Raw genomic sequence first — 26,178 nt, 5'->3', positions numbered from 1 at the left:
GACGAGGAGGGGCGCGGTGCCGACCAGTCATGACGTCGCCCGGGCGGCGGGGGTGTCGCAGGCCACGGTCTCGCGGGCGCTGAACGACGACCCGCGCATCTCCCTCGCCACGCGCGAGCGGGTGCGAGCGGCGGCCGAGTCGCTCGGCTACGTGCCCCACGCGGCGGCGCAGATGCTGAAAGGCCGGCGCACGGGCATCGTGGGGGTCGTGGTCGACGACCTGGCGAATCCGTTCTACAGCGAGGTGCTCGACGAACTCGCCCGCGTGTTCGCGGAGGCCGAGTACCGGATGGTCGTGTGGCACGCCGGGGCGGGCAGCCACGTGGATGCGCTGGCCGCCATCCGCGAGCGGGCGGTCGACGGGGTGGTGTTCACCACCGCCACCGGGTCGTCGCCCGAGCTGCAGGAGGCGGTCGCGCAGGGCAGCGCGTTCGTGCTCATCAACCGCACGGTCGCCGGGCTGGCCTGCGACCAGGTGGCCAGCGACAACGTCGAGGGCGGGGCGGTGATCGCGCGGTACCTCGTGCGGCACGGTCGCGTCCGCGTGGCGTACGTGTCGGGCACGGCTGGTACCAGCACGGCGGATGAGCGCGAGGGCGGGTTTCGGGAGGAGATGGCGGCGCTCGGGCATCCGCTCGATGCACGGCGCTGGGAGGGCCGCTTCGCCCGCGAGGACGCGGCCGCCGCGGCGCGGGCGATCGTGGCGGCCGGTGAGGTCGACGCCATCGTGTGCGCGAACGACTCGATGGCGTTCGGCGTGCTGGATGCCCTGCGGGACGCCTCGGGGGAGCGGCCGTGGGTGATCGGCTACGACGACGTCGACCTCGCGTCGTGGCCCGCCTTCGATCTCACCACCGTCCGCCAGCCGAGCCGCGAGATGGCGCGGGCCGGCGCGCGGCTGCTGCTCGAGCGCATCGCCGCCCCCGACTCGCCGCCCCGCCGCATCGAGTTCCCGTGCGAACTCGTGGTGCGCGGCAGCACCGCCGACGCGCCCGCCTAGCCGCCCGGCGCTTCCGCTCAGTCGACCGTGCCGCGCGGCACGATCCACCGGTGCAGAAAACGCCGCTCGACGGCCGCGACGTGCTCGAAGTCGCTGTCGTAGTGGAGCACCGTCGCCCCGTTCGTGAGGGCGTACGCCGCGATCTGCAGATCGGCCGCGCCCACCGCCCGGATCAGTCCGGCCGCGCACAACCTGCTCTGCAGATCGAGCACGTCGGCCGCAGTCGGCGCGACCAGACACTCTGAGAACTCGGCGAGATCGTTCATGATCACGTGATGGGCGGAGGCATTCCGCGCGATATGCCCCACCTCCGCTGCGACCGGTGGGCACATCAAGATCGCTCGCGGCGAACGTGTGGCGACGATCGTGTGGAGCGCGGCCGACACTGCGGGCGACAGGCGTGCGCGTGACCAGGCGCTGGTATCGATGAGATAGGAGGTAGGGAACTCGCTGAGTGCCCGGGGGCTAATCAGCCCCCTCCGACTCGGAAATGAAGAGGTCGAGTCGACTCAACGAGTCGATGGCGTCGTGCTGCCGCTGCCGCATCACCGCATCCCGCAATGCCAGATCGATGGCCTCGCGGTTCGTGCGCACACCGAAGGCGCGCTTCGCTGCGCGAAGCACCTCCGTGTCGATCTCGACATTCGTGACGGCCATGAGGCGATTCTACCGTCGCGACGACAGTGAGACAAGCTCATGTCGCGCGAATGGGATGCGCCTGCTCGGGGTCAGAAGAGGGTGGCGGCGGTGCTCGGCGGCTCCGGCTCGCGCTCGGCGTCGGGGGTGGGCAGCGGGGCGGGGGCGCCCGGGTAGCCCGGCCCCGTGTCGGGGGTGCGGCCGCGGGCGAAGGCCTCCGCCGCGCCGCGGGCCCGGGCATCCGCCGCCTCGTTGAGCTCGTGCCCCACGTGGCCCTTCACCCACTCGAAGCGGTAGCGGCGCCCCGCGATCGCCTCGTCGATCTCCTTGATCAGCTCGAGGTTCATCACCGGTTTGCCGTCGCCCTTGCGCCAGCCCTTGCGTTTCCAGCCGGGCATCCACTTCGTGACCGTGTTGATGACGTACTGGCTGTCGCAGAAGATGTGCAGGTCGTCGTCGACGTGCGCGGTGGCGCGAAAGAGCTCGAGCACCGCCTTCAGCTCACCCATGTTGTTGGTGCCGTGCGGCCAGCCGCCGGCGCCCCAGGTGTGGTCGTCGATGTACCAGGCCCAGCCGGCAGGTCCGGGGTTGCCGAGCGCGGAGCCGTCGGCGGAAGCGGTGATCGTCATCTGCTCCAGGCTACCGTCGCCGCGACCGGAGTCCGGGTGTTACACGCGTGTAAAACGTTCACGAGCTGGGGCTGCACCTCTTGCGCGAGCGCGAAGCCCGGTGTCAGAATCTCTACTATTGCGATAACGGGTCCTCAGAATGTAAGAATTTGAGAATCCAGAGGCTCGCCAGAGCCACCGAAACGAGGGGAACCACAGATGGTCGACAGCCGACGCCGTGCCGAGATCTCGGGCGGAGGTTTCGCGGGGCTCACCGCGGCCGCCGCTCTCGCCCGCATGGGCTGGAGCGTGCGCGTGCACGAGCGGGCCCCGGAACTGCGCACAGAGGGTGCAGGCATCGTGCTCTGGAACAACAGCCTCCAGGTGCTCGACAAGATCGGCGCCACCCACGACCTCATGTCGCGCTCCATGACGCCGCCGGCGTACGAGACGCGCATGAACAACGTCATCCAGTCGCAGGAGACCCTCGACGGCATCCGCTGGCGCACCATGACCCGCCCGCACCTCTACGAGACGCTCCTCATCGCGGCCCGGGAGGCCGGCGCCGAGGTGGTGGCGGGCTCCGAGGTGGTCGGGGCCACGGCTGACGGGCGCATCACCTTCGCCAGCGGCGAGACGGCCGAGGCCGACCTCGTGATCGGCGCCGACGGCGTGGGCTCGGCCGTGCGCGACTCCCTCGGGGTTCCGCTGAAGCGCGAGCGTTCGCGCGACGGCATCACCCGCTTCCTCGTGCCGCGGCGCAAGGCCGAGCTGCAGGCCCTCGAGCCCGACACCGAGTGGGACAACGTGATCGACTTCTGGAACCTCGATCCGCGCGTGCTCCGCGTGCTCTACACCCCGGCCAACGACGAGGAGCTCTACATCGCCCTCATGTCGCCCGCCGCCGACGCGCAGGGCTCTCGGGTGCCGATCGATCTCGAGCTGTGGACCTCCGTGTTCCCGCAACTCGCCCCGGTGCTCGAGGTCGCCGCCGAGACCCCCGGCCGCTACTACGGCTACCAGACCACGCGACTCGACTACTGGACCGACGGCAAGGTCGCCCTCATCGGCGACGCCGCCCACGCCATGTGCCCGGCGCTGGCGCAGGGCGCCGGATGCTCGATGCAGAACGCCTGGACCCTCGCCGTGGCCGCGACCGCCGCCGCCGACGGCGAACTGCCGGATGCGCTGAAGGAGTGGGAGCGCCTCGAGCGCCCCGTCACCGACCGCACCCAGGACAAGTCGCAGTGGTACGCCGACACCCGCGAGATGGCCAAGGGCAACCAGTTCACCGGCGACAGCGTCGAAGCCGCCCTCTACAACCCGACCGACCCCAACCGACACGAGGTACACGCAGCATGAGCATCGACCCTTACTACGACGTGCGGGCCTGGCACTCCTTCGTGCAGGAGACCGTGCACGAACTGGGCCCCGCGCCCGAGCAGCCGCTCGTGAAGGCAGCGGTCGCCGTGGTCATCGCCAACCCGTTCGCGGGCCGCTGGGTGGAGGACCTCTCACCCCTGACCGAGCCGAGCGCGAGTCTCGGCACCGAACTCGGCAGCCGTGCACTGGCCCTGCTCGGCGGCCGCCCCGCCGAGAGCTACGGCAAGGGCGGGCTCGCGGGGCTCGACGGCGAGCAGGAGCATGTCGTCGCCTGCGTCACGACCGTCTTCGGCAACGCCTTCCGCGACGCCATCGGCGGCGGCGACGCCTGGATCTCCTCGGCCACGAAATCGGCGGCCGCCGGCGCCACCATCGACATCCCGCTGGCGTACAAGCACGAAGTGTACGTACGGTCGCACTATGACGCCATCACCATCACGATCCCGGATGCGCCCCGGCCGGACGAGCTCGTCATCATCGCGGCCGTCGCCACCGGAGGCCGGGTGAACGCCCGCGTCGGCGGCATGACCGTCGCCGACGTCGCCGCCCGTAAGAACTGACCAGCCGAGCAAGCCGAGCCCGAAGACCTGAGGAGCCAGCGTGACCTACACGCACGAGCAGTATTACGAAGACCAGTCGATCGCGAGCGTGCTCGCCGACGTCGCGCGAGCCCACCGCATCCTGGAGCTGGAGGGCCACGGCGACATGTCGATGGGTCACCTCTCGTTCCGCGACCCGTTCGGCCGCGGGCTCTGGCTGAAGCGCGGCAACCTCGCCTTGAGCGAGGTCGAGGGCGACGACTTCATCCTGATCGACTTCGACGGCACCGTGCTCGAGGGCACCGGCCTCCGCCACCTCGAGTGGCCCCTGCACGCCGAGATCATGAAGGCGCGGCCCGACGTCAACTTCGTGGGGCACTCGCACGCGCACTACTCCACGGTGCTCGGCGCCTCGGAGGAGACGCTGAAGCCCTACAACAACCACGGCGTGTGGTTCGCCTACGAGGGCGTGCCGCGCTTCGCCGAGACGAGCCACATCATCACCACGGTGCCGCTCGGCGTCGCGGCGGCGAAGGCCCTGGGCGACGCGCAGGCGATCCTCCTGGCCAACCACGGCATCGCGTTCGTCGGCAGCACGGTGGCCGAGGTCACCCTCACCGGCATCTTCCTCGAGAAGGCGGCGCGCTTCCAGGTCGACCTCAAGGCATCCGGATTCGCCCCCATCGAACCCGACGCCGAGGAGACCAAGGAGAAGTTCGACCGCATCTACCCGGCCAAGGCCCAGCACAACTTCTGGACCTTCTTCAACCGCCGCCTCGACCGCGTCGAGGGCGCCTACGGCATCGGCATCTCGCCGATCGCCCTGCCACCCGGCATCTGACCCCCCACCACCCTCGACACGCCAACCGCGAACACGACACCCAACCCGCGAGAGAGAGAACCACGATGAGCAGTCTTCCCAGCATCGCCACCGTCATCGGCTCGGGCACCATGGGCCCCGGCATCGCCGCCACCCTCGCCCGTGCGGGCGTGACCGTGCGCCTGTACGACATCGCCGACGACGCCATCGCCCGCGCCGAAGCCGCCTACGGCGTCGTGCAGGGCGTGCTCGAGGCCGTCGACTCGCCGCAGGCGCCCGGCGGTTCGGTGTCGTTCGGCACCGACCTCGACGCCGCGCTCGAGGGCACCGAGCTCATCATCGAGGCGGTGCCCGAGAAGCTCGAACTCAAGCAGAAGGTGTTCGCCGACCTCGAGGCCCGCATCGGCGACGACGTCATCATCGCCACGAACACCTCCGGCATCCCGATCAGCACGATGGCCGAGAGCCTGCGCGTGCCCGGCCGCCTCATCGGCATGCACTGGTCGAACCCGCCGCACCTCATCCCGATGATCGAGATCATCCCCGGCAAGGCCACCGACGAGGCGCTCGTCGGCAAGCTCACCGAGATCGTGAAGGCGTTCAACTACGTGCCCGTGCTCGAGAAGGAGATCGCCGGCTTCGTCGAGAACCGTGTGCTCTACGCCATCCTCCGCGAGTGCCTGGCGCTCCTCGAAGAGGGCATCGTCACCCCCGAGGGCCTCGACGCCTGCGTCAAGTGGGGCATCGGCTACAAGCTCTCGGTGATCGGCCCGACCCGCCTCCTCGACATGGCGGGCCTCGACATCTACCAGGCGGTCTCCGGCTACCTCAACAAGGAGCTGGATGCGAGCACCGAGACCCCGCAGCTGGTCAAGGACAAGATCGCGGCCGGTCAGCTCGGCTTCAAGTCGGGCGGCGGCATGTACGAGTACGGCGAGGGCGACGTCGACGCCAAGCGCAAGGAGATCGTGACCGGGCTGATCGCCGCCCGCAAGACGCTCTCGAGCATCCCGAACGTCTGATGGCGCCGGCCCGCTCGTTGTCGATCGAGGAGATCGGCGACGGACTGGTGCGCACCCGGGGGGCGGAGGTCGACATCGCCGCCCGGGTGCGCGGTTCGGGGCCGGCCGTCGTGCTGCTGCACGGCACCTCGGCGAACCACGCGGTGTGGGAGCCGGTCGGCGACGCCCTGGCCGACCACGCGACGGTGATCGCCCTCGACCAGCGCGGGCACGGGCGGAGCGACAAGCCGCAGGCCGGGTACACCGGCCCCGACTTCGCCGGTGACGTGCTCACCGTGCTCGACGCCCTCGGCATCGAGCGCGCCGTGGTGGCCGGCCACTCGCTCGGCGGGCGCAACGCCTGGATGACCGCCGCCCTCCATCCGGAGCGCGTGTCGGGCGTGGTCGTGGTCGACTACGCACCGTTCGTCGAGGCCGCGGTGCTCGACGAGCTGCAGGAGCGCGTGGCGGCGGGCTACCGCACCTTCGCCGACCGCGACGAGATCGAGCAGTACCTCCGCGACCGGTACCGCGCCATCCTGCCGGGTGCCGTGTCGCGGCGAGCCCGGTGGGGCTACGCCGAGGGCCCGGACGGGCGGTTCACGCCGCTGGCCGATCCGGATGCGATGCGGCAGCTGATCGACGGCTTCCGCACTCCGCACCTCGACGAGTTCCGAGCGGTCTCCCGGCCGATGACCCACCTCCGCGGCGCGGACAGTCGTATTCTGAGCGAGGCGGCCTGGGCGAGCGCCCGGGCCGAGCGTCCCGCCGACCGCTGGGTCGAGGTCGACGGTGCCGATCACTACATCCCCGAAGAATTCCCCGACCTGGTCGCAGCCGAGCTCGATCGTGCGCTCGGCTCGTGACCGACATCCGTCACTGAAAGGACATACCACATGCCCATGTTCGACAAGCTCTCCGTCTCGAGCCCCGACTTCGAGAACGAGGGTCGCATCCCCGACCGGCTCACGGCCGACGGCGGCAACGAGACGCCGGTGGTGGAGCTCTCCGGTGCGCCCGAGGGCACGGTGGAGCTCGCGCTCATCGTGAACGACCCGGATGCGCCGCTGCCCAACGGCTTCACCCACTGGGTGGTCTACGGCATCGCCCCCGACACCACCACGCTCGACGTCACCGCCGACGGTGTGCGGGTGGGGCCGATGGGCGCCGGGCAGACGGTGTGGTACGGCCCGCAGCCGCCCGCGGGGCACGGCGACCACCACTACTTCTTCCACCTCTACGCGCTCGGCACGGCTGTCGAGGGCGAGCCGACCCGCGAGGAGTTCCTCGCCCGCTACGCCGGCGACGTGCTCGAGACCGCCCGGTACGTGGGCGTCTTCTCGAACGACGCCTGAGCGCTGACGACCGCAACGACCGAAGGGGAGCCCGGATGCCTATCACGGATGCGCACATGCACGTCGGGGACTTCCCGACGTTCGGCGTGAAGCTCGACGAGGACCGGCTGGCGCCGTACCTGGCCGAGAACGACATCGACACCGCCATGGTGTTCCACCAGGACAACGCCATGGTGCGGCGGGTGATCCAGGACATCCCCGGCGCGTACGGGCTGTACTGGGCGAACCCGAAGCTCGGCGATCCCGTCCCGGAACTTCGGGAGTACCTGAAAGACCCGAAGTTCCGGGGCGTCAAGCTGCATCCGTTGATGGACGGGTTCCACCCCGACGACCCGATGGTGTGGCCGATCATCGAGGTGCTGATCGAGCACGACCTGCCGGCGCTCATCCACTGCGGGCATCCGATCTTCTCGCTGCCGTGGAGCATCGAAGAGCTGATCGAGCGCTACGAAGACGCGAAGATCATCCTCGGCCACATGGGGCACGGCAACATCATCTACATCGACGCGTCGATCAAGGTGGCGTCGCGGCATCCGAACGTGTGGCTGGAGACCAGCGGCATGCCGATGAGCGTGAAGATCCTCGAGGCGGTGGAGAAGGTCGGCGCCGACCGAGTGATGTACGGCTCCGACGGCCCCTGGCACGAGCCCAAGGTCGAGCAGCTCAAGGTGCAGCTCGCCGGACTCGCCCCCGCCGACCTCGCCGCCGTCATGAACGGCACCGCCCAGCGCCTCTTCCTCGGCGCTGGCGTGTAGCCTAATGCGTCAAATTCGACGCAAATGGCTCAGATATGACGCAATTGTGTCAAGATTGCCGTGTGAATCTTAGTGAGCCGCTCGACGGACTGACCTCGCGAGTGGGTGCCGCGGCACTCCGAGTCCTGGCTCGCGCGGACACGGCCTTCTCCGGGCGCCAGGTGCACGCGCTGTCGCGCGTCGGCTCGGTGTCGAGCGTTCAGCGTGAGCTCGCCGCTCTCGTGGCCGTGGGCGTCGTGACGGCGCAACCGAGTCCGCCGTCGATCCTGTACCGGGTCAACCGGGAGCATGTTCTGTGGCCCGTCATCGAATCCGGGCTCGCGGCGCGCGATCGAGCATTCGACAGCATCCGGGCCTTCTGTGAAGACGACTTACCGACCGAGCTCGGCGTGAGCGTCGTCGTCTACGGATCGGTCGCGCGGCGGGACTCGCGCACCGAGTCCGACGTCGATCTCTTCCTGGTGTACCCGGACGGATTCGATGACGATGCTCGCGCCGAGTTCGGCTATGCGCTGGCCGATCATGTCCGGCGAGTAACCGGCAACGAGGCCCAGGTCTACGCGATCGAGCGTACTGAATTCGCTCGTCGCCGTGACGACGGAGACCCACTGGTTGCCAACGTGCTTGCCGACGGGATCGCCCTCGCTGGGCCGCCTCTCGAGTCCCCGACCGGGAGCGCCGCGTGACACCGAGGATCAGCACGCGACGCCAGCCGATGGACGCCGCAGCAGTGCGAGCGCGGATGAAGGATGCACAGACCCGACTCGTCTCCGCCGAAGTGCAGCTCGACGGCACGAGCCCGCATGAGTGGAAGCACGCCGGAGAAATCGCGGTCAGCGCGGGCATCGCCGCGAGTGATGCGCTCTGCGGGCATGTGCTCGGCTACAAGGTGGCGGCGGAGTCGCATCGCGATGCCCTCGACGCCCTGCGTCTCGCCTCGAGCGCGGTCGTCGCGAAGCACCTCGACAGTCTGCTCGCTGCCAAGTCCGCCCAGTCCTACGGCGACCGGCTGCCGACCCATGCCGATGCCGCACGACTGGTTCTGCACGCCCGTCGGCTCGTCGAGGCGGCGGCGGTGGCGCTGATGACGTGACGGATGTCCCGGGTCGACGTCTTCAGGCGTCCCAGTGGGCGGCGAAGGACTCGGCGAGGGCGAGCACCGAGGCGTGCACGGGGCCCGCGGTGATGGACGGGATGACGGAGGCGTCGACCACGTGCAGGTTCGCCAAGCCCCGGAACTGCAGGCCGGGGGTGACGGGGGCGTCGTCGGAGGCGCCCATGGCGAGGGTGCCCACGGGGTGGTGGTGGGTGATGGCGGCGCGTGCGATGAACGCGTCGAGCGCGTCGTCGTCGGCGTCGGTGTCGGATGCCCCGGCCTGAGCGGCGAGCCACCGCGCCGGCAGCACCTCCTCCTCGCGCCAGGCGTCGAGCCCGGCCGACCCGCCGACGAGGCGGGCGTGCCGCAGCGCCGCCCGGAACATCGCCCGGTCGTGCTCGGTGTCGAGGTAGTTGGGGTCGATCACCGGCTCGTCGTCGATCGAGGGCCCCGTGATGCGCAGCGACCCGCGACTCGTGGGGTTGGTGACGCCGAACAGCAGCGTGTAGGCCGAGCCGGGAACGGCATCCGCCGCGATGGCGCCGAACGACTCCGACATGCTCGGCCCCACCACGCACCCCACCACGATGTCGGCGGCCCCGGATGCCGCGGTGCGATCGCCCGCCGACAGGTACGTCATCGACTCCGACAGCTGCAGTCGCGTCGGCGGCACCGGCTGCCGCGAACGGTACACGTTCCCGGCGCCGAGTAGGTGGTCGTGCAGGTTGCGGCCGACGTTCGGCGACGCGAGCACGGGGGAGACCCCGGCCGCGGCGAGCACCTCGGGGTCACCCACGCCTGAGCGCATGAGCAGCAACGGGTCGCCGATCGACCCGCCGGCCAGGATGACCGTTCCCGCCGTGAGCACCTCGGAGCGTCCCTCGTGCGTCACCTCGACCCCCGTGACGCGGTCGCCCGCGATCACCAGCCGGTGCACGGTGACGCCGGTGAGGAGGGTGAGGTTCGGCCGGTCGAGCGCCGGGTCGAGGTAGACGTCGGAGACGGTCACCCGCTGGCCGTCGCGGATGGTGAGCGAGTTCGGCGTCGCGCCGAGCATCTCGCCACCGTTGTGATCGGCGATGCGTGCGACCCCGAGTTCGCCCCAGGCCGCGAGGTAGTCCTGCACGAGCGGGCTGGAGAGCTCCGGCCCGGGCAGCACCACCGGCAGTGGTCCGCTCGAGCCGTGCACGACGGTGCCGTCAGCGCCTGTCAGCGGCCCGCCCGAGAACGACTCGGTCGCGATGAAGTGCGGGAGCAGAGCATCCCACGACCACCGCGCGTCACCGGTCGCCTCGGCCCAGCGGTCGAAGTCGGCGCGGCAGCCGCGCATGTGCGCCATGGCGTGCACGAGGCTCGATCCGCCCGGCCCCTTGCCGCGCGCCCAGTCGAGGCTGCGCCCGGCGAGCCCCGCCTGCGGGGTGGTGCGGTACGCCCAGTCGTAGGAGCGGCCGTGGATGAACGGCCAGAGCTCCGGCCGGCGCATCTCCGGGTCGGAGACGCGTTCGCCCGCCTCCAGCACGGTCACCCGACGGGTCGGGTCGGCGCTCAGGCGGTTCGCCAGCACGCTGCCGGCCGAACCCGCCCCGATGATCAGGATGTCGGGGTGCGACACGCCCGGGCCTAGTTACGGGTGTGGCCGGCGTCGACCACGAGGGTCTGACCGGTGATCCACTCCGCCTTCTCCGAGGCGAGGAACGCCACTGCGGGGGCCACATCGGCCGGGACACCGCGCCGGTTGATCGCCTGCATGGGCACCACGTAGTCGAAGCCCGCCGCGTGCGGGCCCGAGAGCACGCCCTCGCTCGCGATGATGCCGGGCGCCACCGCGTTGATGGTGATGCCGAGCTTGCCGAGCTCGCCGGCGAGACCGCGCACGAGCCCGATCGAGGCGCCCTTGGTGGCGACGTAGTGCGCGCAGTCGGGAGTGCCGGCCACGAAGGTGTTCGAGGCGATGTTCACGATGCGCCCGTAGCCCGCCTTGCCCATCACCTCGGTGACGGCGTGGGTGACGAGGTAGATGCCGTCGAGGTTGACCGACATGACCTTGCGCCACTCCTCGAAGGTGATGTCGGCCCAGGGGGTCAGCGGCACCAGCGCCGCGTTGTTCACCAACACGTCGATGCGGCCGAACTCGTCGACGATCTCGCCCACCACGGCGGCCACCCGCTCGGGGTCGCTGACATCGAGCGTCTTCGCCACGCCGTCGATGCGGTCGGCGACCGCCTGGGCGCCCGCCGCGTTGACGTCGGCGACGACGACCTTCATGCCGTCGGCGGCCAGCTCTTCAGCGATGGCGGCGCCGATGCCCTGGGCGCTCCCGGTGACGAGCGCGACGCGCTGTTCAGTCTTGGCCATGGGGGTGTTCTCTCTTCCTGCTTCGGGGTCGGGTCTGGGGTGACGGGAGGGTGGTGCGGCTCAGTTGCCGCCGTAGAACTCCGGCGCGAGCTTCCACTCCGCGAAGGAGGCCTGCTCGTGCGAGGGGTAGATGTCGGCGTCCTTCGTGCGCGCCAGGTAGTTGAGCCGGCGGATGGCCTCGACGGATGCGGTCGGGTCGATGTGGAAGCCGGCGATCCACTCCTTCTCCAGGGTGGTGCGGGTGTACCCGGCGTCACCGCAGAACAGCATGCTCTTCTCGTTCTGGAGCTCGACGAGGAGGGAATAGTGGCCCACCGTGTGCCCGGGGGTCTCGAACAGCCACACGCCCGGCACGATCTCGTAGTCGCCCGAGATCGGCTTGTACGTCACATCCGCGTGGTCGAACGAGAGGTCGGAGTAGCCCAGGCGCTCGAACGGCTCGGGCACCTTCGCGTGCCGCAGCTCTTCCTTGTGCACCAGGGTGGTGGCCTTCGTGAGGTACTTGTTGCCGCCCACATGGTCGAAGTGGAAGTGCGAATTCACCACGATGTCGACGTCGTCGGGCGTGAAGCCGCACGCGGCGAGCTGCGCCGGGATGGTCTGCTCCGGCGTCTGCTCGGGCAGCTCGAACGGCAGCACCTTGTTCACGTGGTCGAGGTCGTAACCCGTGTCGTAGAGGATGAGGGCGTCCGGATGCTCGATCAGCACGCTGTACACCGGGAACCGCACCGGGTTGCCCGCGTTGATGTGCCAGTGCACGTCCGACTCGTCGATGACCAGGGTGCCGCCGTCGAGCAGGTAGACCTTGGGGTCCGTCATCGTGGCCTCATTTCTTCTTTCTCATATGACGCTAATTGCAGATCACGTTATGAGAAGCGATTTCGCACTGTCAAGAGGGTGGGGCGGAGTTTACGCATCGGTAACACGTTCAGCCGGCCGTCACCGCGGGGAACTCGGGGAAGGTGGGTTCGAAGTCGTAGTGCGCCCAGCGGTAACAGTGATCGAGCTGGGGCTGCTTCGCGAAGTCGCCGATGCAGGTCGCATCCTGATACCGGTCGCCGCTGTCGTCGGTGTAGTGCACCCGGCAGAGCACCTTCCAGGTGGTGTCGTCGAGCGAGGGGTCGACGACCAGGTGCTCCGAGGGGAGCCAGCACTCGGTGGAGGTGATGGCGTCGGGATCGACGTTCGAGGTGGGGCCGGCCACCTCCGCCAGGGTGGCGAGCGCGTCGGCATCCTCGGCCGAGAGTGGCGGCGCCGAGGCGGGCGAGGGGCTGGGTGCGGCGGGGGCGGGGCTCGTGCAGCCGGTCAGGGCGAGGGCGAGCGCCAGGGCGGCGAGAGGGAAAGCTGCGCGTCGGGGCATCGGGGTCTCCTTTTCCCTCATCGTCGGGGGCGCGTGTTTCCGAAGTGTAAAACCTGCAGATTCATCGTTGACGCTGCGATCGTTCTTCTCATACTGTATCGCTACCCCCGCACATTGTGAGAAGAATGTACCGAATTGATAACGACGAAGTTCGGGGGCCCTTACTCGAGAGGAAATCTTCGGCAATGTTCACATTCAGCAGCAGCGGCCCACGCCGCACCCTGACCCGGGTCGCGGTGCTCGCGACCACCGGCGCCCTCGCCGTCGCCCTCGCCGGCTGCTCCGGCGGCCGCGGTGGCGACGACTCGTCCTCCGGCGACTCCACGTCGTCGGCGGGCACCACCGTCACCTCCTTCGCCCTGGTCGCCCCCGAGAACGAATCCGACTTCGGCTGGAACCAGGCCGGGCTCATGGGTGCCGACGAGGCCGCCACCGATCTCGGCATCAAGGTCACCCTCGTTCCGGACGCGGGCTGGGACAACACCGAGACCGTGCTCGGCCAGGTGGCCGACGGCGGTGCTCAGTTCATCATCGCGCACGCCTCAGGCTACGGCGTGGCCGCCACGAGCGTGGCCGAGGCCAAGGACGTTCCGATCCTGATCCAGGACGCGGGCGACAACATCCCCGGCAAGATCGCGGTCACGAAGACCGAGGCCCAGGAGGGCGGCTACCTCGCCGGCATCGCCGCGGCGATGACCACGAAGAGCAAGACCATCGGCATCGTGGTCTCAGCCGACGACCTCAACTGGTTCAAGATGTCGGCCGGCTTCGCCGAGGGCGTCTACAGCGTCGACCCGTCGATCAACGTGCTCTACACCTCGGTCGGCCCCGCGGCCTACGCCGACGCGGCGGGCGGCAAGACGGCCACCGAACAGCTGATCGCCTCCGGCGCCGACGTCATCTTCGGCATGGGCGACGGCGCGACCCACGGCTACCTGCAGGCGGTCGAGGCGTCGCCGGGCGTGAAGTACATCGCCGACATCGGCGACGTCACCTCGGGCCTCAGCGACCCGAGCGTGCTGCTGACCTCGGTGCTCTGGAACTACGGCCCCACGTACACCCAGGCCATCAAGGATGTCGAGGCCGGCACCTTCGGCGAGCAGGGCTACGACCTCACCACTGACAACGGCGGCCTGTCGCTGCAGGAGACCGATAACCTGACCCCGGAGATCCAGACCGCGATCGACACCGCGAAGAAGGGGATCGCCGACGGGTCCATCACCCCGACGCCGGCGACCACTCCCGACGAGGTCGCCAAGGTCATCGCCGCCAAGGGCGCCTGAGGCCAGGGCTCCCGCCCCAGTCCAGCCGAGCCGACCCGATCAGGACTCGGTGCCGAGCGACCCCGCTCGGCACCGGGTCCCGTCTCCCACGCCGAAGGAGCACCCTTGACGACATCCGCGCCCGACGTGATCGCCCTGCGCGACATCACGAAGGCCTTTCCCGGGGTCGTGGCCAACGACCACATCTCGCTCGACATCGTGAGCGGCGAGGTGCACTGCCTCCTCGGCGAGAACGGCGCCGGCAAGTCGACGCTGATCAGCATCCTCGCCGGCATGCAGCAGCCCGACGCCGGCACCATCACGATCAACGGCGAGCCGGCCGCCATCACCTCGCCGAAGGCCGCCGTCGACTACGGCATCGGCGTGGTGCACCAGCACTCCACCCTCGTGCCCGCCTTCACCGTGCTCGAGAACCTGATGCTCGGCGAGACCGGGCTGATGCTCGAGAAGAAGCGCGCGATGCAGCGCCTCGACGAGCTCTCGGACCTGCTCGGCGCCCGCATCGACCCGCACGCGCTCGCCGCCGACCTCGGTCTCGGCCAGCAGCAGCAGGTCGAGATCGCGAAGGCGATCTGGAAGGGCAGCCGGCTGCTCGTGCTCGACGAGCCCACCTCGATGCTCACCCCCCAGGCCATCGAGCACCTCTCCGAGAGCGTCGCCCGGGTCAAGGCGCAGGGCCTCGCCGTGGTGTTCATCACCCACAAACTCCGCGAGGCGTACGCCATGGGCGACTGCGTCACCGTGCTCCGCGGTGGCCGCAACGTCGGCCACATCTCGGTGGAGGAGCTCGCGAGCTACACCGAGCAGCAGGCGCAGGACGCGATCCTCCGCGCCATGTTCGGCGACGACCTGAAGACGGTGGGCGACGACGCCGCCGAGCTGGCCGGCGCGACCGAATCGACCCGCGAGGTGCGGAGCATCGACCTCGCCACCCGCCCGGTGCGGCTCGAACTCGTCGGCGTCGCCAGCCACGGTCACGGCCGTGACGTGGAGGTGGAGGACATCGCGTTGCAGGTGCACGAGGGCGAGATCCTCGGGGTGGCCGGCATCGACGGCCACGGCCAGGGCGCGCTCGCCGAGGTCGTCGCCGGCCAGCGGCCGGCGTCATCCGGAACCGTGCGCTTCGACGGCACCGACGTGACCCGGCTCGGTGTTCGCGGCCGGCAGCAGCTCGGCCTCCGGTACGTGACCGACGACCGGCTGCACGAGGGCACAGTGGGCTCGATGTCGGTGGCGCTCAACCTCGTGATCAAGCGGATCGGGCAGCGCCCGTTCTGGAAGTTCGGCCAGATCCAGTCGAAGGCGGTGGACAAGGAGGCCGCGCGGCTCATCGAGGAGTACGGCATCCGCACGCCCTCGCCCGCCACCCGGGCGGGCACGCTGTCGGGCGGCAACATCCAGAAGATCCTGTTGGCGCGCGAGCTCACGCACGGCGCCCGGCTGGTGGTGGTGAACAAGCCCACCTACGGGCTCGACCTCAAGACCGTGCATCTGGTGCGCGAGATCCTCATCGACTTCGCCGCACAGGGCGGCTCGGTGCTGCTGCTGTCGACCGACCTCGACGAACTGGTCGAGCTCTCCCACCGCATCGAGGTCATCTCGCGCGGGCGGCTCGTCGGCAGCGTGAACAACGACGGGCCGGGAACGGCAGAGAAGGTGGGCCACTACATGACCGGCGCGATCGAAGGTGTCGAGGCATGATCACCGAACACAGCCGCGGGCGCAGGATCGTGGACGGCCTGGTGCGGTCGATCCTCCCCGTCATCCTCGCCCTCGTCGTGGCGGGCTTCATCATGCTCGCGATGGGGTCGAACCCGCTCGACTTCTTCGCCGGGGTCTGGACCTACGGCCTCACCGGCGGCAACTGGCAGCGCAGCCTCGTGCTGATGGCGCCGCTCGTGATCATCGCGGTCGGGCTCATCGTCGCGTTCCGCGGGCAACTGTGGAACCTCGGTTACAACGGCCAGTACCTCCTCGGTGCCGTCGTCGCCTCCGGTGCGGGCCCGTACCTGTTCGCCGCCCTGCCGGCCTGGCTCGCGACGCTCGTCATCTTCGTGGGCGCCATCCTGGTGGGTGCTGTCTGGTCGCTCATCCCGGCCATCCTCAAGGCGCGCTACGGCACGAACGAGATCATCACCTCGCTCGTCATGTCGTTCATCGCCGTGGGCGTGGTGAACCTCCTCATCAAGGGACCGTTCAAAGACCCCGACACGCCCATGCCGCAGACCGCCGTCATCCCCGACGACCAGCTGCTGCCCTACATCCCAGGCACCGAGATCCACGTCGGCTTCCTGATCGCGATCATCCTCGCGGTGGTGGCGCAGTTCGTGCTCAGCCGCACCTCGTTCGGGCTGCGGATGGACATCTTCGGGGCGAGCCCCAAGGCCGCTCGGCACGTGGGCATCAACTCCACCTGGATGGTCATCCTGCTCTTCGCGATCTCGAGCGGTTTGATCGCCTTCGCCGGTTCGATCGACGTGCTGGGTCAGTTCACCTACCAGCGGGCGAACTGGGACCCGCACTACGGCGACGCCGTGATGCCGTTCGTGTTCCTCGCTCGGCTGAGCCCGCTCGCCGCCATCCCGCTCGTCGCGTTCTACGCGGTGCTCGCCACCGGCGGCACGCTCGCGGCGCAGCAGGCGGGCCTCAACGTCGACTTCCTGCTCGTGATCGTGGGTCTCATCCTCATCTTCATGACCATCACCGAGTACGTGGGCGAACGCAGCCGGCTCGGCCAGAGCTACCTGCCGCCCGGATTGCGGCGCACCCTGTACCGGCCGTTCCAGGGCCTCGGCGGAAGGAAGTCCTCATGACCGCGCTCTCCGCGGCCTTCGTGACCGTGTTCATCGTCACGGTCATCGCGCAGACCATGCCCCTGCTGCTCGCGTCGGTGGGTGAGACCATCGGCGAGCAGGCCGGCGTGCTGAACCTCGGCATCGAGGGGGTGATGCTGATCGGCGCGTTCTCGGGCTTCGTCGTGACCCTCACCACGGGCAACTTCTGGCTCGGCATGCTCGCCGGGGCCGTGGGCGGGGTGCTCGCGAACCTCGCGATGCTCGTGCTGAACGTGTGGCTCGGGCTCAACCAGATCGTCATCGGTCTCGCCGTCACGCTGATCGGCGAGGGTCTCACGAGCGTGCTCTACCTGCAGAACTACGCCAAGTCGAGCACGAGTCTCGGCACCGCCCCGTCCCTCCCGATCCCGCTGCTCTCCGACATCCCCGTCGTGGGGCCGGCGATCTTCCAGCAGTCGGGCATCTTCTGGGTGTCGCTCCTCCTCGCGGCCGCCGTCGGGTTCTTCCTCACCCGCACCAACTGGGGCCTCTCCATCCGGTCGGCCGGGCAGAAGCCGTCGTCGCTGGATGCGGCGGGAGGCAGCGTGGTGCGCATCCGGTCGCAGGCGGTCATCCTGGGCGGCGCCTTCGTGGGCCTCGGCGGCGCCTACCTGGCCGAGCTCACCACCGCGACGTTCACCCCGTTCATCACCAACGGTCTGGGCTTCATCGCGATCGTCATCACCATGCTCTCCCGTGGCCGGATCGTGCTCGTGGTCATCACCTCGTTCATCTACGGTCTCGCCGTGGCGATCGGCCCGGCGCTGCAGGTGCTCGGCTTCGCAGTGCCGGCCGACTTCATCAAGATGCTGCCGTTCGTGGTGGTCATCCTCACCCTCATCATCTTCGCGCGCAGCTCCGTGGTGCCTCCGGCCCTCGGCGCTCCGTACACCCGGGGCGCGCGCTGACGCGCGTTCCGCCGCTCCAGAAAGGCAGTTCCATGGCATTCCCCGATTTCACGCTCTCGGCCGGTCCCGTCACCGTCTCGGCGCGCACCCAGGCGGCGCTCGGGTCGCCCATCCTCTACCACTACGACCCCGAGTTCATCGCCGCGTTCCGCCGCACCCAGGAGAAGGTGGCGCAGATCTTCCGCACCTCCAACGACATCGTGCTGATGCAGGGCGAGGCGATCGTGGGGCTGGAGGGCGCGCTCCGCTCCCTCATCACCCCCGGCATGCCGGTGCTGAACCTCGTGCAGGGCGTGTTCGGCAAGGGCACCGGCTACTGGATCTCGGGGTTCGGGGCAGAGCTGCACGAGATCGAGGTCGGCTACGACGACGCCGTGAGTCCTGCGGCGGTCGAGGAGTACCTCGACGCGCATCCGGAGATCCGCATGGTGTGCCTCGTCGCATCCGAGACGCCGTCGGGCACGGTGACGGATGTCGCGGCGATCGGGTCGCTCTGCCGCGACCGCGGCATCCTGAGCTACGTCGACACCGTCTCGGGTGTGCTCGGCATGGCGTGGGAGACGGATGCGTGGGGTCTCGACCTCTGCGTCGCCGGCGCCCAGAAGTGCCTCGGCGGCCCTCCCGGGGTGGCGCTCATCTCGGTCAGCGACCGGGCCTGGGAGGCGATCTACGCGAACCCCGCGGCGCCGCGCGACTCGTACCTCTCGCTGATCGACTGGAAGGAGAAGTGGCTCGGCGAGGGCCGCTTCCCGTACACGCCGTCGGTGAGCGACATGAACGGGCTCGAGGCGGCACTCGACCAGGCCCTCGAGGAGGGCATCGACGCGGTCATCGCGCGCCACGAAGCGGCGGCAGCGGTCACCCGGGCCGGGGCCGTCGCGATGGGGCTGACGCTCTGGGCCAAGCGCGAGGAGATCGCCTCGGCCTGCGTGACCTCCATCCGCCTGCCCGACCACATCGACAACGCCCTGGTGCGCGACCACGCGCGTGAGGTGTACGGCGTGATGCTGTCGCACGGCCAGGGTGCCGGCAACCTGGTGCGCCTGTCGCACATGGGGCCGACGGCCGGGGGCCTGCACTCGGTGGTGGGCCTCGCGGCGCTCGGCCGCACGCTCGCCGACCTCGGGCTGCCGGTCGACGTGGGCGCCGGCCTCGAAGCGGCGCTCGCCGTTCTCAGCGAACAGCGGCGCTGACCTCCGCCGACCCGGCCCGGAGCACGATTAGGATCGTCAGGTAGTCCATATGAGCACACATCAAGACGGAGACGCCGTGACCGCGCAGCCTCAGCGCACCAAAGGTGTCGACAGCGCGCGCCGCGCGCTCCAGATCCTGCTCCAGTTCAACGAGACGACGCCGGAGCTGACGGTCGACAACCTCATCGAGGATCACGACATCTCGGTGCCGAGCGCCTACCGGTACATCTCGTTGCTGCGCGAGATGGACCTCATCGAGGAGCGCGAGAAGGGCCGGTTCGTGCTCTCGCCGCAGGTGCTGCGGCTGGCGCGGGCGGCGGAGGCGTCGTTCGACTACCGGGCGCAGGCGCAGCCGATCCTCAACCGGCTGGCCGAAGTGACGGGGGAGACGGCGCTGTACCTCCGGCGGGTCAACGACTCGGCGGTGTGCCTGGCGATCGCCGAGTCCGATCATCCGATCTCCATCTCGTTCCAGCCGGGCAACCTCATGCCCTTGCACAGTGGGGCGGCGGCGAAGCTGCTGCTCAGCGACCTGAGCCCGTCGAAGCTGGCGCAGTACTTCCAGCGCGCGGGCGCGACCATCCCGAAATCGGCGCGGGAGGCGCTCGAGACCGATCTCGACGCCATTCGGGCCACCGGCTACGCGGAGAGCGCCGGTGAGGTCGACCAGGGTGTGTGGGCGAGCGCGGCGGGCATCCATGTGCGCGGCCGTCTGGTGGGTGCGATCACCGTGGTGGCGCCGGCCTACCGCCTCTCGGAGGAGCACCGCGACGCCATCGCCGACGCGGTGCGCTCGGGCGCGCGCGACCTCGAGCGGGCCCTGGCCGTCCGCGGCTGACCCCGCGCGGGCTCGTGGCTAGTACATCGAGGCGGCTGCGATGGCGGTGATGGTCCAGCTGATGACGGTGACGACAAGGAGGATGGCGCCCACGACCACGCCGGCGAGGGCCGGGGTGTTCTTGTAGCCGGCCTTCTTCGACTGGTTGAGGGCCACGAGGCTCACCACGAAGCCGACCAGGCTGACGAGAATCGCGAGGATGAGCCCGACGATGCCCAGCGTCTTGCCCGGGTAGTCGGTGCCGGCGGGCGCGGTGGTGAGGGACGACTGCGACATGGGGTGCTCCTTCGAGACGGTGGTGGCGGCGCTCTGCCGCATCCACGAATCTGGCACAGTTCGCAGTAAATGACAAATACTCGGTTGTCGACCCCATGCGAGCATGGCGGGTGGGTTGCGGTGCGGCGGGCTACTTGAGCAGGCGGGAGAGCACGCGGTCGGCCAGCGGCTTGCCGCCGGTCTGGCAGGTGGGGCAGTACTGCAGGCTGGAGTCGGCATAGGTGACCTGCCGCACCGTGTCGCCGCAGACCGGGCACGGTTGCCCGGTGCGCCCGTGCACCTGCAGGCCCGACTTCTTCTCGGCCTTCAATTCCGACGCCGCGAGCCCGTCGGCGCGCGCGATCGCGCCGCGGAGCGTGTCGTTCAGCGCCGTGTAGAGCACCGACACCTCGGCGGGAGTCATGGCAGCGGGCTTGAACGGCGACATGTGGGCCGCGTGCAGGATCTCGTCCGAGTACGCGTTGCCGATGCCCGCGATGAGGGACTGATTGCGCAGCACGCCCTTGATCTGCGCGCGCCCCGCAGCGGCCAGGATGCCCGCGAACACCTCCTCGGTGAACTCCGGCTCGAGCGGGTCGGGCCCGAGCCGCGCCACGCCCGGCACCTCTGCCGGGTCGCGCACCACGTACAGCGCCAGGCTCTTCTTGGTCCCGGCTTCGGTCACGTCGAATCCCGACCCGTCGTCGAGCACGAGCCGCGCCGCGAGCGGACCCTTCCCCGGGCGCCCCGAGGGTGGCGGGGGCGGCCCGTCACGCCAGCGCAGCCAGCCCGCCCGCGCGAGGTGCACGAGCAGGTGCAGCGAACCGATCTCGAAGTCGAGGAACTTGCCGTGCCGGCTCACCCCCTGAACGGTCTGGCCGCTGAGCGCCGACGCCGGGGGGTCGAAGGTCTTCAGCGCCGCGAACGACACCACGTCGAGCCGGTCGACCACGCGCCCGGCCAGGCGCGCGCCGAGATCGGCCACGAGCGCGGTGACTTCGGGCAGTTCAGGCATGCCTCCAGTCTCGGTCATGGCACCGACATCGGGGTAGCGTGGGCCGGATGAACGGTTCAGCCTGGAGCGAAGTGGCCGACGGTGTCTTTCAGCGGCGCTACGAACCGCTCGACGTGTCGGTGGTCGCGATCGTGGGGGAGACCGGCGTCACCGTGGTCGACACGCGCAACAATCCGGCCGAAGCCGACGAGATCGTGCACGATGTCGAGGCCGGGTTCGCGCGCCCGATCGTCGCGGTGATCAACACTCACGCCCACTACGACCACACCTTCGGCAACGAACGGTTCACCCGCGCACCCGGGTTCAGCGGCGTGCCGATCTACGGGCACGCGCGCATCCCGGCGCATTTCGAGCGGTACGAGGCGCCGCGCCTGGCGGCCGTCCAGGCCGATCCGGCGCGTGAACCCGACAAGTCCTGGGCCGACGTGCAGCTCACCCCGCCGACCGAGCTGGTGCAGGCGCCGCTCACCGTGCATCCGGGCGGCCGCACGATCGAGTTGATCCCGGTGGCGCCGGGCCACACCGACACCGACCTCGCCGTGTTCGTTCCGGATGCCCGCACGTGGCTCCTCGGCGACGTCATCGAGGAGTCCGGGCCGCCCATGTTCGGCTCCGGCAGCTTCCCGCTCGGCTGGCCGGGCGCCCTCGACGAGCTGCTGGAGCGCATCCGGCCCGGTGACGTGATCGTGCCCGGGCACGGTTCGGTCGTCGATCGCGATTTCGTGCTGCGCCAGGCCGACCAGCTGCGGGCCGTCGCCGAGTTCGTGCGAGCGGCCCACGATGCCGGCGCGCCCGTCGACGAGGTCGAGTTGCCGGCTGTGCTCCTCGCCGTCTGGCCGGACTCGTTCCTCCGCTCAGCCCTCACCGCCGGATACGCAGAACTCCCCCCGCGCTGACGCGCGAGGGGAGTTCGGAGCGGGAAGACGGGCGGCCCGGCTCAGCGCGCGCCGAGCAGGTGCTCCATCGCGAGCTGCTGCAGGCGCACGAAGCCGAAGCCCTTGCCACCGAAGTAGGCCGCAGCATCGAAGTCCTCGTAGGCGCTGCGGTCGGCGATGAGGGCATCGATGCCCTCGCCCTCGGCGAGCGTCGGCGTGGCGATCTCGTCGACCTTCGACGCGGCCAGAGCCTCCTGCACCTCGGGGTCGGCACGGAACGCGGCCGCCCGCTCCTTCAGGAGCAGGTACATCTGCATGTTGGCCTCGACGGAGTCCCAGACCCCGGCCAGGTCTTCGGTGCGGGAGGGCTTGTAATCGAAGTGCCGCGGCCCGTCGTACGCCGGCGTGCCGCCGGGGCCGCCGTGCTCCAGCAGGTCGACGAGCGAGAACGAGTTCTGCACGTCGCCGTGACCGAACACGAGGTCCTGGTCGAACTTCACGCCGCGCTGGCCGTTGAGGTCGATGTGGAAGAGCTTGCCGGCGTCGAGGGCCTGCGCGATGCCGTGGGTGAAGTTGAGGCCCGCCATCTGCTCGTGCCCCGTCTCGGGGTTGAGGCCCACGAGCTCGGGCCGCTCGAGGGTGGCGATGAAGCCCAGCGCGTGCCCGACGGTGGGGAGCAGGATGTCGCCGCGGGGCTCGTTCGGCTTCGGCTCGATGGCGAAGCGGAGGTCGTAGCCCTTCTCGACCACGTAGTCGCCGAGCAGGTTCACCGCCTCGCGATACCGCTCGAGCGCGCCGCGGATGTCCTTGGCCGCGTCGTACTCGCCGCCCTCGCGGCCGCCCCACATGACGAAGGTGGTGGCGCCGAGCTCGGCGGCGAGGTCGATGTTGCGGATGACCTTCCGCAGAGCGAACCGGCGCACGGCCCGGTCGTTCGACGTGAATCCGCCGTCCTTGAACACCGGGTGCGAGAACAGGTTGGTCGTCACCATCTCCACCACCACGCCGGTGTCGGAGGTGACCTGCTTCAGCCGGTCGATCTCGCGCTGCCGCTCGGCGTCGGTCGACTCGAACGGGAACAGGTCGTCGTCGTGGAAGGTCACGCCCCACACGCCGCGGGCCGCCAGCCCTTCGACGGCCTCGACCGTGTCGAGCGGGGGGCGGGTGGCGCCGCCGAACTGGTCCTGCGCGTTCCAGCCGAGGGTCCAGAGACCGAAGGAGAACTTGTCGGCGGGGGTGGGCGTGAGTGTCATGGTGGAACTTTCTGTTGGTGAGGAGCGGGGCGGTGGTGGCTATTTGCGCGCCGCGCGGTTCGCGAAGCGCTGCTGGAGCAGCACCGCGACGACGATGATGACGCCCTTCGCGATGGCCTGCACCGAGGTGGAGAGGTTGTTCTGCGTGAAGACGTTGGTGAGCGTGGCGAAGATGAGCACGCCGAGCACGGTGCCCATGATCGTTCCGCGACCGCCGATGAGGAGCGTGCCACCCACGACCACCGCGGCGATCGCGTCGAGCTCGTAGAGCGTGCCGTGGGTCGAGGTGCCGGCCGTGGTGCGGCCCATCATCATCATGCCCGCGATGCCGGCGGTGAGGCCGGAGAGCACGTAGAGGTACATGATGTGGCGCTTGACCTTGATGCCGGCCAGTCGCGCCGCCTCGAGGTTGCCGCCGATCGCCACGGTGCGGCGGCCGAAGGTGGTGCGGTTGAGCAGGAACCAGCCGGCCACGACGACGACCACGAAGATCCAGATCAGGATCGGCACGCCCAGGATGTCGCCGCGGAAGAAGTCGAGGAAGCCCTGCACCTTCACGATCTGCGTGGTGCGGTTCGCGAGCACCTCGGCGAGACCGCGGGCGCCGACGAGCATGGCGAGCGTCGCCATGAACGCCACCACGTTGCCGTAGGCGATCACGATGCCGTTGATCAAACCCGCTCCGGCGCCGACCGCGAGGGCGATGATCACCAGGACGACCCAGTTCGAAGCGTCGGCGAACTCCTGCACCCACGAGAGGGTGGCGACCACGCTGGCCAGGCCCATCACGGAGCCGACCGACAGGTCGATCCCGCCGGCCGTGATCACGAAGGTCATGCCGATGCTGATGACGCCGGTGATCGAGGCGAAGCGGATGATCGTCAGCACGTTCTCGAAGTTCGCGAACCGGTCGCCGGCCGTGATGGTGCCCACCACGAACAGCACGAGCAGGGCGATGATGAGGCCGATGCTGCGCCCGGCGGAGCCGCCGAGCACACGGTTCAGCACGCTCTGCCTCTGGTTCTGCGGCGGCAGGCCGCCTGCGACATGGCCCTCTCCCGCCAGAGCGGGGGCGACGGGCGAATTCTGCTCGCTCACGCGGCACTTCCTTTCATGACCAGATCGAGCACGCCGTGCTCGTCGATGTCGGTGGCGGTGGTGGTGTGGATGACGCGGCCCTCGGCGACGACGAGCACACGGTCGGACAGACCGAGCACCTCTTCGATCTCGCTCGAGATGACGACGATGGCGGTGCCTTCGGCGGCGAGCCGCCGGATGAGGGTGTAGATCTCGGCGCGCGCGCCCACGTCGACGCCGCGGGTGGGTTCGTCGAGCAGCAGCACCCGGGTGCCGTGCACGAGCCACCGGGCCAGGAGGATCTTCTGCTGGTTGCCGCCCGAGAGGGTGCGCGCGGGCCGCTCGGGGTCGGCCGGCCGCAGCTCCAATGCCTCGAGCTGCGTGCGGGCGACCTGCCGTTCGGCGCGTTCGTTGAGGAACCCGGCCTTGGCCCACCGGGCGAAGCTCGCCAGCGTGACGTTGCGGTAGACCGGCTCGTCGAGGATGAGCCCCTGGCTCTTGCGTTCCTCGGGGGAGAGCCCCATGCCGGCGTGCACGCCGGCGCGTACCGAACCGGCCTCGATGGGCTTGCCCTCCACCTCGACGGTGCCCGAGGTGGCCTTGCGTGCGCCGTAGATGGTCTCGATGATCTCCGACCGGCCCGAGCCGACGAGTCCGGCCAGGCCCACGATCTCGCCCGCGCGCACGTCGAAGCTGACGTCCTCGAAGACCCCGCGGATGCCGAGGTTCTGCACCGACAGCAGCACCGGCGCATCCGCCGGCACCGGCACCGCGGGCGGGAACACGTTCTCGACGGTGCGGCCGGTCATCAGGCGGATCAGGTCCTGGGTGGGTGTGTCGGCGACGGCCAGGTTGGTGGCCATGGTCTTCCCGTCTTTGATGACGGTGATGCGGTCACCGATCTCACGGATCTCTTCGAGCCGGTGCGAGATGTAGATGACCGCGATGCCGTCGGCGGTGAGCTCGCGCACCACCCGGAAGAGGTTCTTCACCTCTTCGGAGTCGAGCACGGCGGACGGCTCGTCCATGATGATGAGCTTGGTGTCGTGGCTCAGCGCGCGCGCCATGCTCACGATCTGCTTGTTGGCCGCCGACAGCGTGCCCACCTCGCGGTTGGGGGAGATGCTGCCGTGCCCGAGCCGGCTCATGATCTCCTGCGCCCGCCGCGCGGTCTTCCGGCGCTCGGTCACCCCGCCGCGCGCGAACTCGTGGCCGAGGAAGATGTTCTCGGCCACACTGAGCCCGTCGACCACGTCGAGCTCCTGGTACATCGTGGCGATGCCGAGCCCCAGAGCGGCGACCGGGTCCGAGATGGTGACGGGTTCGCCCTGCCACACGATCTCGCCGTCGTCGGGCTGGTTGACGCCGGAGAGCGTCTTGATGAGCGTCGACTTGCCGGCGCCGTTCTGGCCGAGCACGCAGTGCACCTCGCCCGGGAGGATCTCCAGATCCACCCCCTTCAGCGCCTGCACACCGGCGAACGATTTTGTGAGTCCGCGCACCTTGAGCAGTGGAAATCCATGGTCGACAGTGATCATGAGGGCACGGTAGCAGAATTGTTACGGTCCTGCATCAAAATACCGCGAGGTGGCCCTGAGGCCCCGAATTACAGCGGTTTCAGGCCTCACAATATTGCTCTTGAGCAACTAAAATTGGGCGAGACAAATGTCGAGCGGTCTGTTATGTTGCATGAAACGTCAATGTGGACTGAGGCACCGTTGCACCTCCACACGGGCGAA

Annotated in this window: 29 protein-coding genes; 17 read left to right on the top strand and 12 right to left on the bottom strand. The window is 69.4% G+C overall.

The window, feature by feature from the left end; all coding sequences use genetic code 11:
• Positions 1-16 precede the first annotated feature (16 nt).
• Complete coding sequence (locus tag AC3WLB_RS03100) at positions 17-1,000, top strand: LacI family DNA-binding transcriptional regulator (protein ID WP_492503175.1); 984 nt, start codon at positions 17-19, stop codon at positions 998-1,000.
• Positions 1,001-1,017: 17 nt separating this feature from the next.
• Here the strand turns inward: AC3WLB_RS03100 and AC3WLB_RS03095 are convergent, their stop codons facing one another.
• From AC3WLB_RS03095 to AC3WLB_RS03085, 3 genes are all read right to left on the bottom strand, one after another.
• Complete coding sequence (locus tag AC3WLB_RS03095) at positions 1,018-1,428, bottom strand: PIN domain-containing protein (RefSeq protein WP_492504652.1); 411 nt, start codon at positions 1,426-1,428, stop codon at positions 1,018-1,020.
• A 37-nt stretch (positions 1,429-1,465) separates the two neighbouring features.
• Positions 1,466-1,657 (bottom strand): type II toxin-antitoxin system VapB family antitoxin, encoded by a 192-nt coding sequence (locus AC3WLB_RS03090; protein ID WP_492503173.1) that lies wholly within the window; start codon positions 1,655-1,657, stop codon positions 1,466-1,468.
• A gap of 71 nt (positions 1,658-1,728) precedes the next feature.
• Positions 1,729-2,265, bottom strand: coding sequence for a ribonuclease H family protein (locus tag AC3WLB_RS03085; RefSeq protein ID WP_492503171.1), 537 nt, complete (start codon positions 2,263-2,265; stop codon positions 1,729-1,731).
• A gap of 198 nt (positions 2,266-2,463) precedes the next feature.
• Between AC3WLB_RS03085 and AC3WLB_RS03080 the strand changes: the two genes are divergently transcribed.
• The 9 genes from AC3WLB_RS03080 to AC3WLB_RS03040 all read left to right on the top strand — a co-directional run bounded on the left by AC3WLB_RS03080 (position 2,464) and on the right by AC3WLB_RS03040 (position 9,190).
• Positions 2,464-3,606, top strand: coding sequence for an FAD-dependent oxidoreductase (locus AC3WLB_RS03080; protein ID WP_492503169.1), 1,143 nt, complete (start codon positions 2,464-2,466; stop codon positions 3,604-3,606).
• Entirely contained in the window at positions 3,603-4,187 is a 585-nt protein-coding gene (locus tag AC3WLB_RS03075; protein ID WP_022897315.1) for an amino acid synthesis family protein, read from the top strand. Before AC3WLB_RS03080 ends, AC3WLB_RS03075 begins: the two co-directional genes overlap by 4 nt.
• 40 nt (positions 4,188-4,227) lie before the next feature.
• Complete coding sequence (locus tag AC3WLB_RS03070) at positions 4,228-5,007, top strand: class II aldolase/adducin family protein (RefSeq protein WP_492503166.1); 780 nt, start codon at positions 4,228-4,230, stop codon at positions 5,005-5,007.
• Between the two features lie 65 nt (positions 5,008-5,072).
• Entirely contained in the window at positions 5,073-6,008 is a 936-nt protein-coding gene (locus AC3WLB_RS03065; RefSeq protein WP_492503164.1) for a 3-hydroxyacyl-CoA dehydrogenase NAD-binding domain-containing protein, read from the top strand.
• Positions 6,008-6,853, top strand: a complete 846-nt coding sequence (locus AC3WLB_RS03060) for an alpha/beta fold hydrolase (protein ID WP_492503162.1) — start codon at positions 6,008-6,010, stop codon at positions 6,851-6,853. Before AC3WLB_RS03065 ends, AC3WLB_RS03060 begins: the two co-directional genes overlap by 1 nt.
• Positions 6,854-6,883: 30 nt before the next feature.
• Positions 6,884-7,342, top strand: coding sequence for a YbhB/YbcL family Raf kinase inhibitor-like protein (locus tag AC3WLB_RS03055; RefSeq protein WP_492503160.1), 459 nt, complete (start codon positions 6,884-6,886; stop codon positions 7,340-7,342).
• Positions 7,343-7,377: 35 nt separating this feature from the next.
• Positions 7,378-8,097: an amidohydrolase family protein gene (locus AC3WLB_RS03050; RefSeq protein WP_492503158.1), complete on the top strand. Its 720-nt coding sequence runs from the start codon at positions 7,378-7,380 to the stop codon at positions 8,095-8,097.
• 227 nt (positions 8,098-8,324) lie between these two features.
• Entirely contained in the window at positions 8,325-8,783 is a 459-nt protein-coding gene (locus AC3WLB_RS03045) for a nucleotidyltransferase domain-containing protein (RefSeq protein WP_492503156.1), read from the top strand.
• Positions 8,780-9,190, top strand: a complete 411-nt coding sequence (locus tag AC3WLB_RS03040) for a hypothetical protein (RefSeq protein ID WP_492503154.1) — start codon at positions 8,780-8,782, stop codon at positions 9,188-9,190. The genes AC3WLB_RS03045 and AC3WLB_RS03040 overlap by 4 nt, the downstream gene beginning before the upstream one ends.
• Positions 9,191-9,212: 22 nt before the next feature.
• Here the strand turns inward: AC3WLB_RS03040 and AC3WLB_RS03035 are convergent, their stop codons facing one another.
• From AC3WLB_RS03035 to AC3WLB_RS03020, 4 genes are all read right to left on the bottom strand, one after another.
• The gene (locus AC3WLB_RS03035) at positions 9,213-10,805 is read right to left on the bottom strand and encodes a GMC family oxidoreductase (RefSeq protein WP_492503152.1); all 1,593 of its coding nucleotides are present in this window, start codon (positions 10,803-10,805) and stop codon (positions 9,213-9,215) included.
• A gap of 8 nt (positions 10,806-10,813) precedes the next feature.
• Positions 10,814-11,548 (bottom strand): pyridoxal 4-dehydrogenase, SDR-type, encoded by a 735-nt coding sequence (gene pldH, locus AC3WLB_RS03030; RefSeq protein WP_022898229.1) that lies wholly within the window; start codon positions 11,546-11,548, stop codon positions 10,814-10,816.
• A 60-nt stretch (positions 11,549-11,608) separates the two neighbouring features.
• Positions 11,609-12,367, bottom strand: a complete 759-nt coding sequence (pldA, locus tag AC3WLB_RS03025; RefSeq protein ID WP_492503150.1) for a 4-pyridoxolactonase — start codon at positions 12,365-12,367, stop codon at positions 11,609-11,611.
• Positions 12,368-12,476: 109 nt separating this feature from the next.
• Positions 12,477-12,908 carry a hypothetical protein gene (locus AC3WLB_RS03020; protein WP_492503148.1) on the bottom strand — a complete coding sequence of 144 codons (432 nt, stop codon included), beginning with the start codon at positions 12,906-12,908 and terminating at the stop codon, positions 12,477-12,479.
• A gap of 185 nt (positions 12,909-13,093) precedes the next feature.
• Between AC3WLB_RS03020 and AC3WLB_RS03015 the strand changes: the two genes are divergently transcribed.
• The 6 genes from AC3WLB_RS03015 to AC3WLB_RS02990 all read left to right on the top strand — a co-directional run bounded on the left by AC3WLB_RS03015 (position 13,094) and on the right by AC3WLB_RS02990 (position 19,964).
• Positions 13,094-14,191: a putative B6 ABC transporter substrate-binding protein gene (locus AC3WLB_RS03015; RefSeq protein ID WP_492503146.1), complete on the top strand. Its 1,098-nt coding sequence runs from the start codon at positions 13,094-13,096 to the stop codon at positions 14,189-14,191.
• 105 nt (positions 14,192-14,296) lie between these two features.
• On the top strand, positions 14,297-15,892 hold the full coding sequence (locus AC3WLB_RS03010) for a putative B6 ABC transporter ATP-binding protein (RefSeq protein WP_492503144.1): 1,596 nt from the start codon (positions 14,297-14,299) through the stop codon (positions 15,890-15,892).
• Positions 15,889-17,004 (top strand): putative B6 ABC transporter permease subunit 2, encoded by a 1,116-nt coding sequence (locus AC3WLB_RS03005; protein WP_492503142.1) that lies wholly within the window; start codon positions 15,889-15,891, stop codon positions 17,002-17,004. The genes AC3WLB_RS03010 and AC3WLB_RS03005 overlap by 4 nt, the downstream gene beginning before the upstream one ends.
• Positions 17,001-17,933: an ABC transporter permease gene (locus AC3WLB_RS03000; protein WP_022896453.1), complete on the top strand. Its 933-nt coding sequence runs from the start codon at positions 17,001-17,003 to the stop codon at positions 17,931-17,933. Before AC3WLB_RS03005 ends, AC3WLB_RS03000 begins: the two co-directional genes overlap by 4 nt.
• A gap of 32 nt (positions 17,934-17,965) precedes the next feature.
• Entirely contained in the window at positions 17,966-19,126 is a 1,161-nt protein-coding gene (locus tag AC3WLB_RS02995; RefSeq protein WP_492503140.1) for a pyridoxal-phosphate-dependent aminotransferase family protein, read from the top strand.
• A 76-nt stretch (positions 19,127-19,202) separates the two neighbouring features.
• Complete coding sequence (locus tag AC3WLB_RS02990; protein ID WP_492503138.1) at positions 19,203-19,964, top strand: IclR family transcriptional regulator; 762 nt, start codon at positions 19,203-19,205, stop codon at positions 19,962-19,964.
• 18 nt (positions 19,965-19,982) lie between these two features.
• Here AC3WLB_RS02990 and AC3WLB_RS02985 read toward each other — a convergent pair whose 3' ends face one another.
• Positions 19,983-20,240 carry a DUF4190 domain-containing protein gene (locus AC3WLB_RS02985; protein WP_022896450.1) on the bottom strand — a complete coding sequence of 86 codons (258 nt, stop codon included), beginning with the start codon at positions 20,238-20,240 and terminating at the stop codon, positions 19,983-19,985.
• A gap of 130 nt (positions 20,241-20,370) precedes the next feature.
• Positions 20,371-21,234, bottom strand: coding sequence for an Fpg/Nei family DNA glycosylase (locus AC3WLB_RS02980; protein ID WP_022896449.1), 864 nt, complete (start codon positions 21,232-21,234; stop codon positions 20,371-20,373).
• Between the two features lie 47 nt (positions 21,235-21,281).
• Between AC3WLB_RS02980 and AC3WLB_RS02975 the strand changes: the two genes are divergently transcribed.
• Positions 21,282-22,130 (top strand): MBL fold metallo-hydrolase, encoded by an 849-nt coding sequence (locus tag AC3WLB_RS02975; RefSeq protein WP_492503135.1) that lies wholly within the window; start codon positions 21,282-21,284, stop codon positions 22,128-22,130.
• A 41-nt stretch (positions 22,131-22,171) separates the two neighbouring features.
• On the opposite strand, the gene xylA is transcribed toward AC3WLB_RS02975, so the two are convergent.
• The 3 genes from xylA to AC3WLB_RS02960 are packed head-to-tail and all read right to left on the bottom strand — an operon-like array spanning position 22,172 to position 25,977.
• Positions 22,172-23,362 carry a xylose isomerase gene (gene xylA, locus AC3WLB_RS02970; RefSeq protein ID WP_492503133.1) on the bottom strand — a complete coding sequence of 397 codons (1,191 nt, stop codon included), beginning with the start codon at positions 23,360-23,362 and terminating at the stop codon, positions 22,172-22,174.
• A 39-nt stretch (positions 23,363-23,401) separates the two neighbouring features.
• Positions 23,402-24,460 (bottom strand): ABC transporter permease, encoded by a 1,059-nt coding sequence (locus AC3WLB_RS02965; RefSeq protein ID WP_022896956.1) that lies wholly within the window; start codon positions 24,458-24,460, stop codon positions 23,402-23,404.
• Complete coding sequence (locus AC3WLB_RS02960; RefSeq protein ID WP_492503130.1) at positions 24,457-25,977, bottom strand: sugar ABC transporter ATP-binding protein; 1,521 nt, start codon at positions 25,975-25,977, stop codon at positions 24,457-24,459. Before AC3WLB_RS02960 ends, AC3WLB_RS02965 begins: the two co-directional genes overlap by 4 nt.
• Between the last annotated feature and the right edge of the window lie 201 nt (positions 25,978-26,178).

The sequence above is a fragment of the Herbiconiux sp. FW305-C-125 genome (assembly GCF_058783455.1).
The sequence above is the reverse complement of the archived record's forward strand: the minus strand, read 5'-3'. Positions and strand labels throughout refer to the sequence as shown.

Excerpts from the sequence above, each read along its gene's own strand:
- AC3WLB_RS03090 (WP_492503173.1), bottom strand. The coding sequence starts at position 1,657 with ATGGCCGTCACGAATGTCGAGATCGACACGGAGGTGCTTCGCGCAGCG.
- AC3WLB_RS03085 (WP_492503171.1), bottom strand. The coding sequence starts at position 2,265 with ATGACGATCACCGCTTCCGCCGACGGCTCCGCGCTCGGCAACCCCGGA.
- AC3WLB_RS03080 (WP_492503169.1), top strand. The coding sequence starts at position 2,464 with ATGGTCGACAGCCGACGCCGTGCCGAGATCTCGGGCGGAGGTTTCGCG.
- AC3WLB_RS03075 (WP_022897315.1), top strand. The coding sequence starts at position 3,603 with ATGAGCATCGACCCTTACTACGACGTGCGGGCCTGGCACTCCTTCGTG.
- AC3WLB_RS03065 (WP_492503164.1), top strand. The coding sequence starts at position 5,073 with ATGAGCAGTCTTCCCAGCATCGCCACCGTCATCGGCTCGGGCACCATG.
- AC3WLB_RS03060 (WP_492503162.1), top strand. The coding sequence starts at position 6,008 with ATGGCGCCGGCCCGCTCGTTGTCGATCGAGGAGATCGGCGACGGACTG.
- AC3WLB_RS03055 (WP_492503160.1), top strand. The coding sequence starts at position 6,884 with ATGCCCATGTTCGACAAGCTCTCCGTCTCGAGCCCCGACTTCGAGAAC.
- AC3WLB_RS03050 (WP_492503158.1), top strand. The coding sequence starts at position 7,378 with ATGCCTATCACGGATGCGCACATGCACGTCGGGGACTTCCCGACGTTC.
- pldH (WP_022898229.1), bottom strand. The coding sequence starts at position 11,548 with ATGGCCAAGACTGAACAGCGCGTCGCGCTCGTCACCGGGAGCGCCCAG.
- pldA (WP_492503150.1), bottom strand. The coding sequence starts at position 12,367 with ATGACGGACCCCAAGGTCTACCTGCTCGACGGCGGCACCCTGGTCATC.
- AC3WLB_RS03020 (WP_492503148.1), bottom strand. The coding sequence starts at position 12,908 with ATGCCCCGACGCGCAGCTTTCCCTCTCGCCGCCCTGGCGCTCGCCCTC.
- AC3WLB_RS03015 (WP_492503146.1), top strand. The coding sequence starts at position 13,094 with ATGTTCACATTCAGCAGCAGCGGCCCACGCCGCACCCTGACCCGGGTC.
- AC3WLB_RS03005 (WP_492503142.1), top strand. The coding sequence starts at position 15,889 with ATGATCACCGAACACAGCCGCGGGCGCAGGATCGTGGACGGCCTGGTG.
- AC3WLB_RS03000 (WP_022896453.1), top strand. The coding sequence starts at position 17,001 with ATGACCGCGCTCTCCGCGGCCTTCGTGACCGTGTTCATCGTCACGGTC.
- AC3WLB_RS02995 (WP_492503140.1), top strand. The coding sequence starts at position 17,966 with ATGGCATTCCCCGATTTCACGCTCTCGGCCGGTCCCGTCACCGTCTCG.
- AC3WLB_RS02985 (WP_022896450.1), bottom strand. The coding sequence starts at position 20,240 with ATGTCGCAGTCGTCCCTCACCACCGCGCCCGCCGGCACCGACTACCCG.
- AC3WLB_RS02980 (WP_022896449.1), bottom strand. The coding sequence starts at position 21,234 with ATGCCTGAACTGCCCGAAGTCACCGCGCTCGTGGCCGATCTCGGCGCG.
- AC3WLB_RS02975 (WP_492503135.1), top strand. The coding sequence starts at position 21,282 with ATGAACGGTTCAGCCTGGAGCGAAGTGGCCGACGGTGTCTTTCAGCGG.
- xylA (WP_492503133.1), bottom strand. The coding sequence starts at position 23,362 with ATGACACTCACGCCCACCCCCGCCGACAAGTTCTCCTTCGGTCTCTGG.
- AC3WLB_RS02960 (WP_492503130.1), bottom strand. The coding sequence starts at position 25,977 with ATGATCACTGTCGACCATGGATTTCCACTGCTCAAGGTGCGCGGACTC.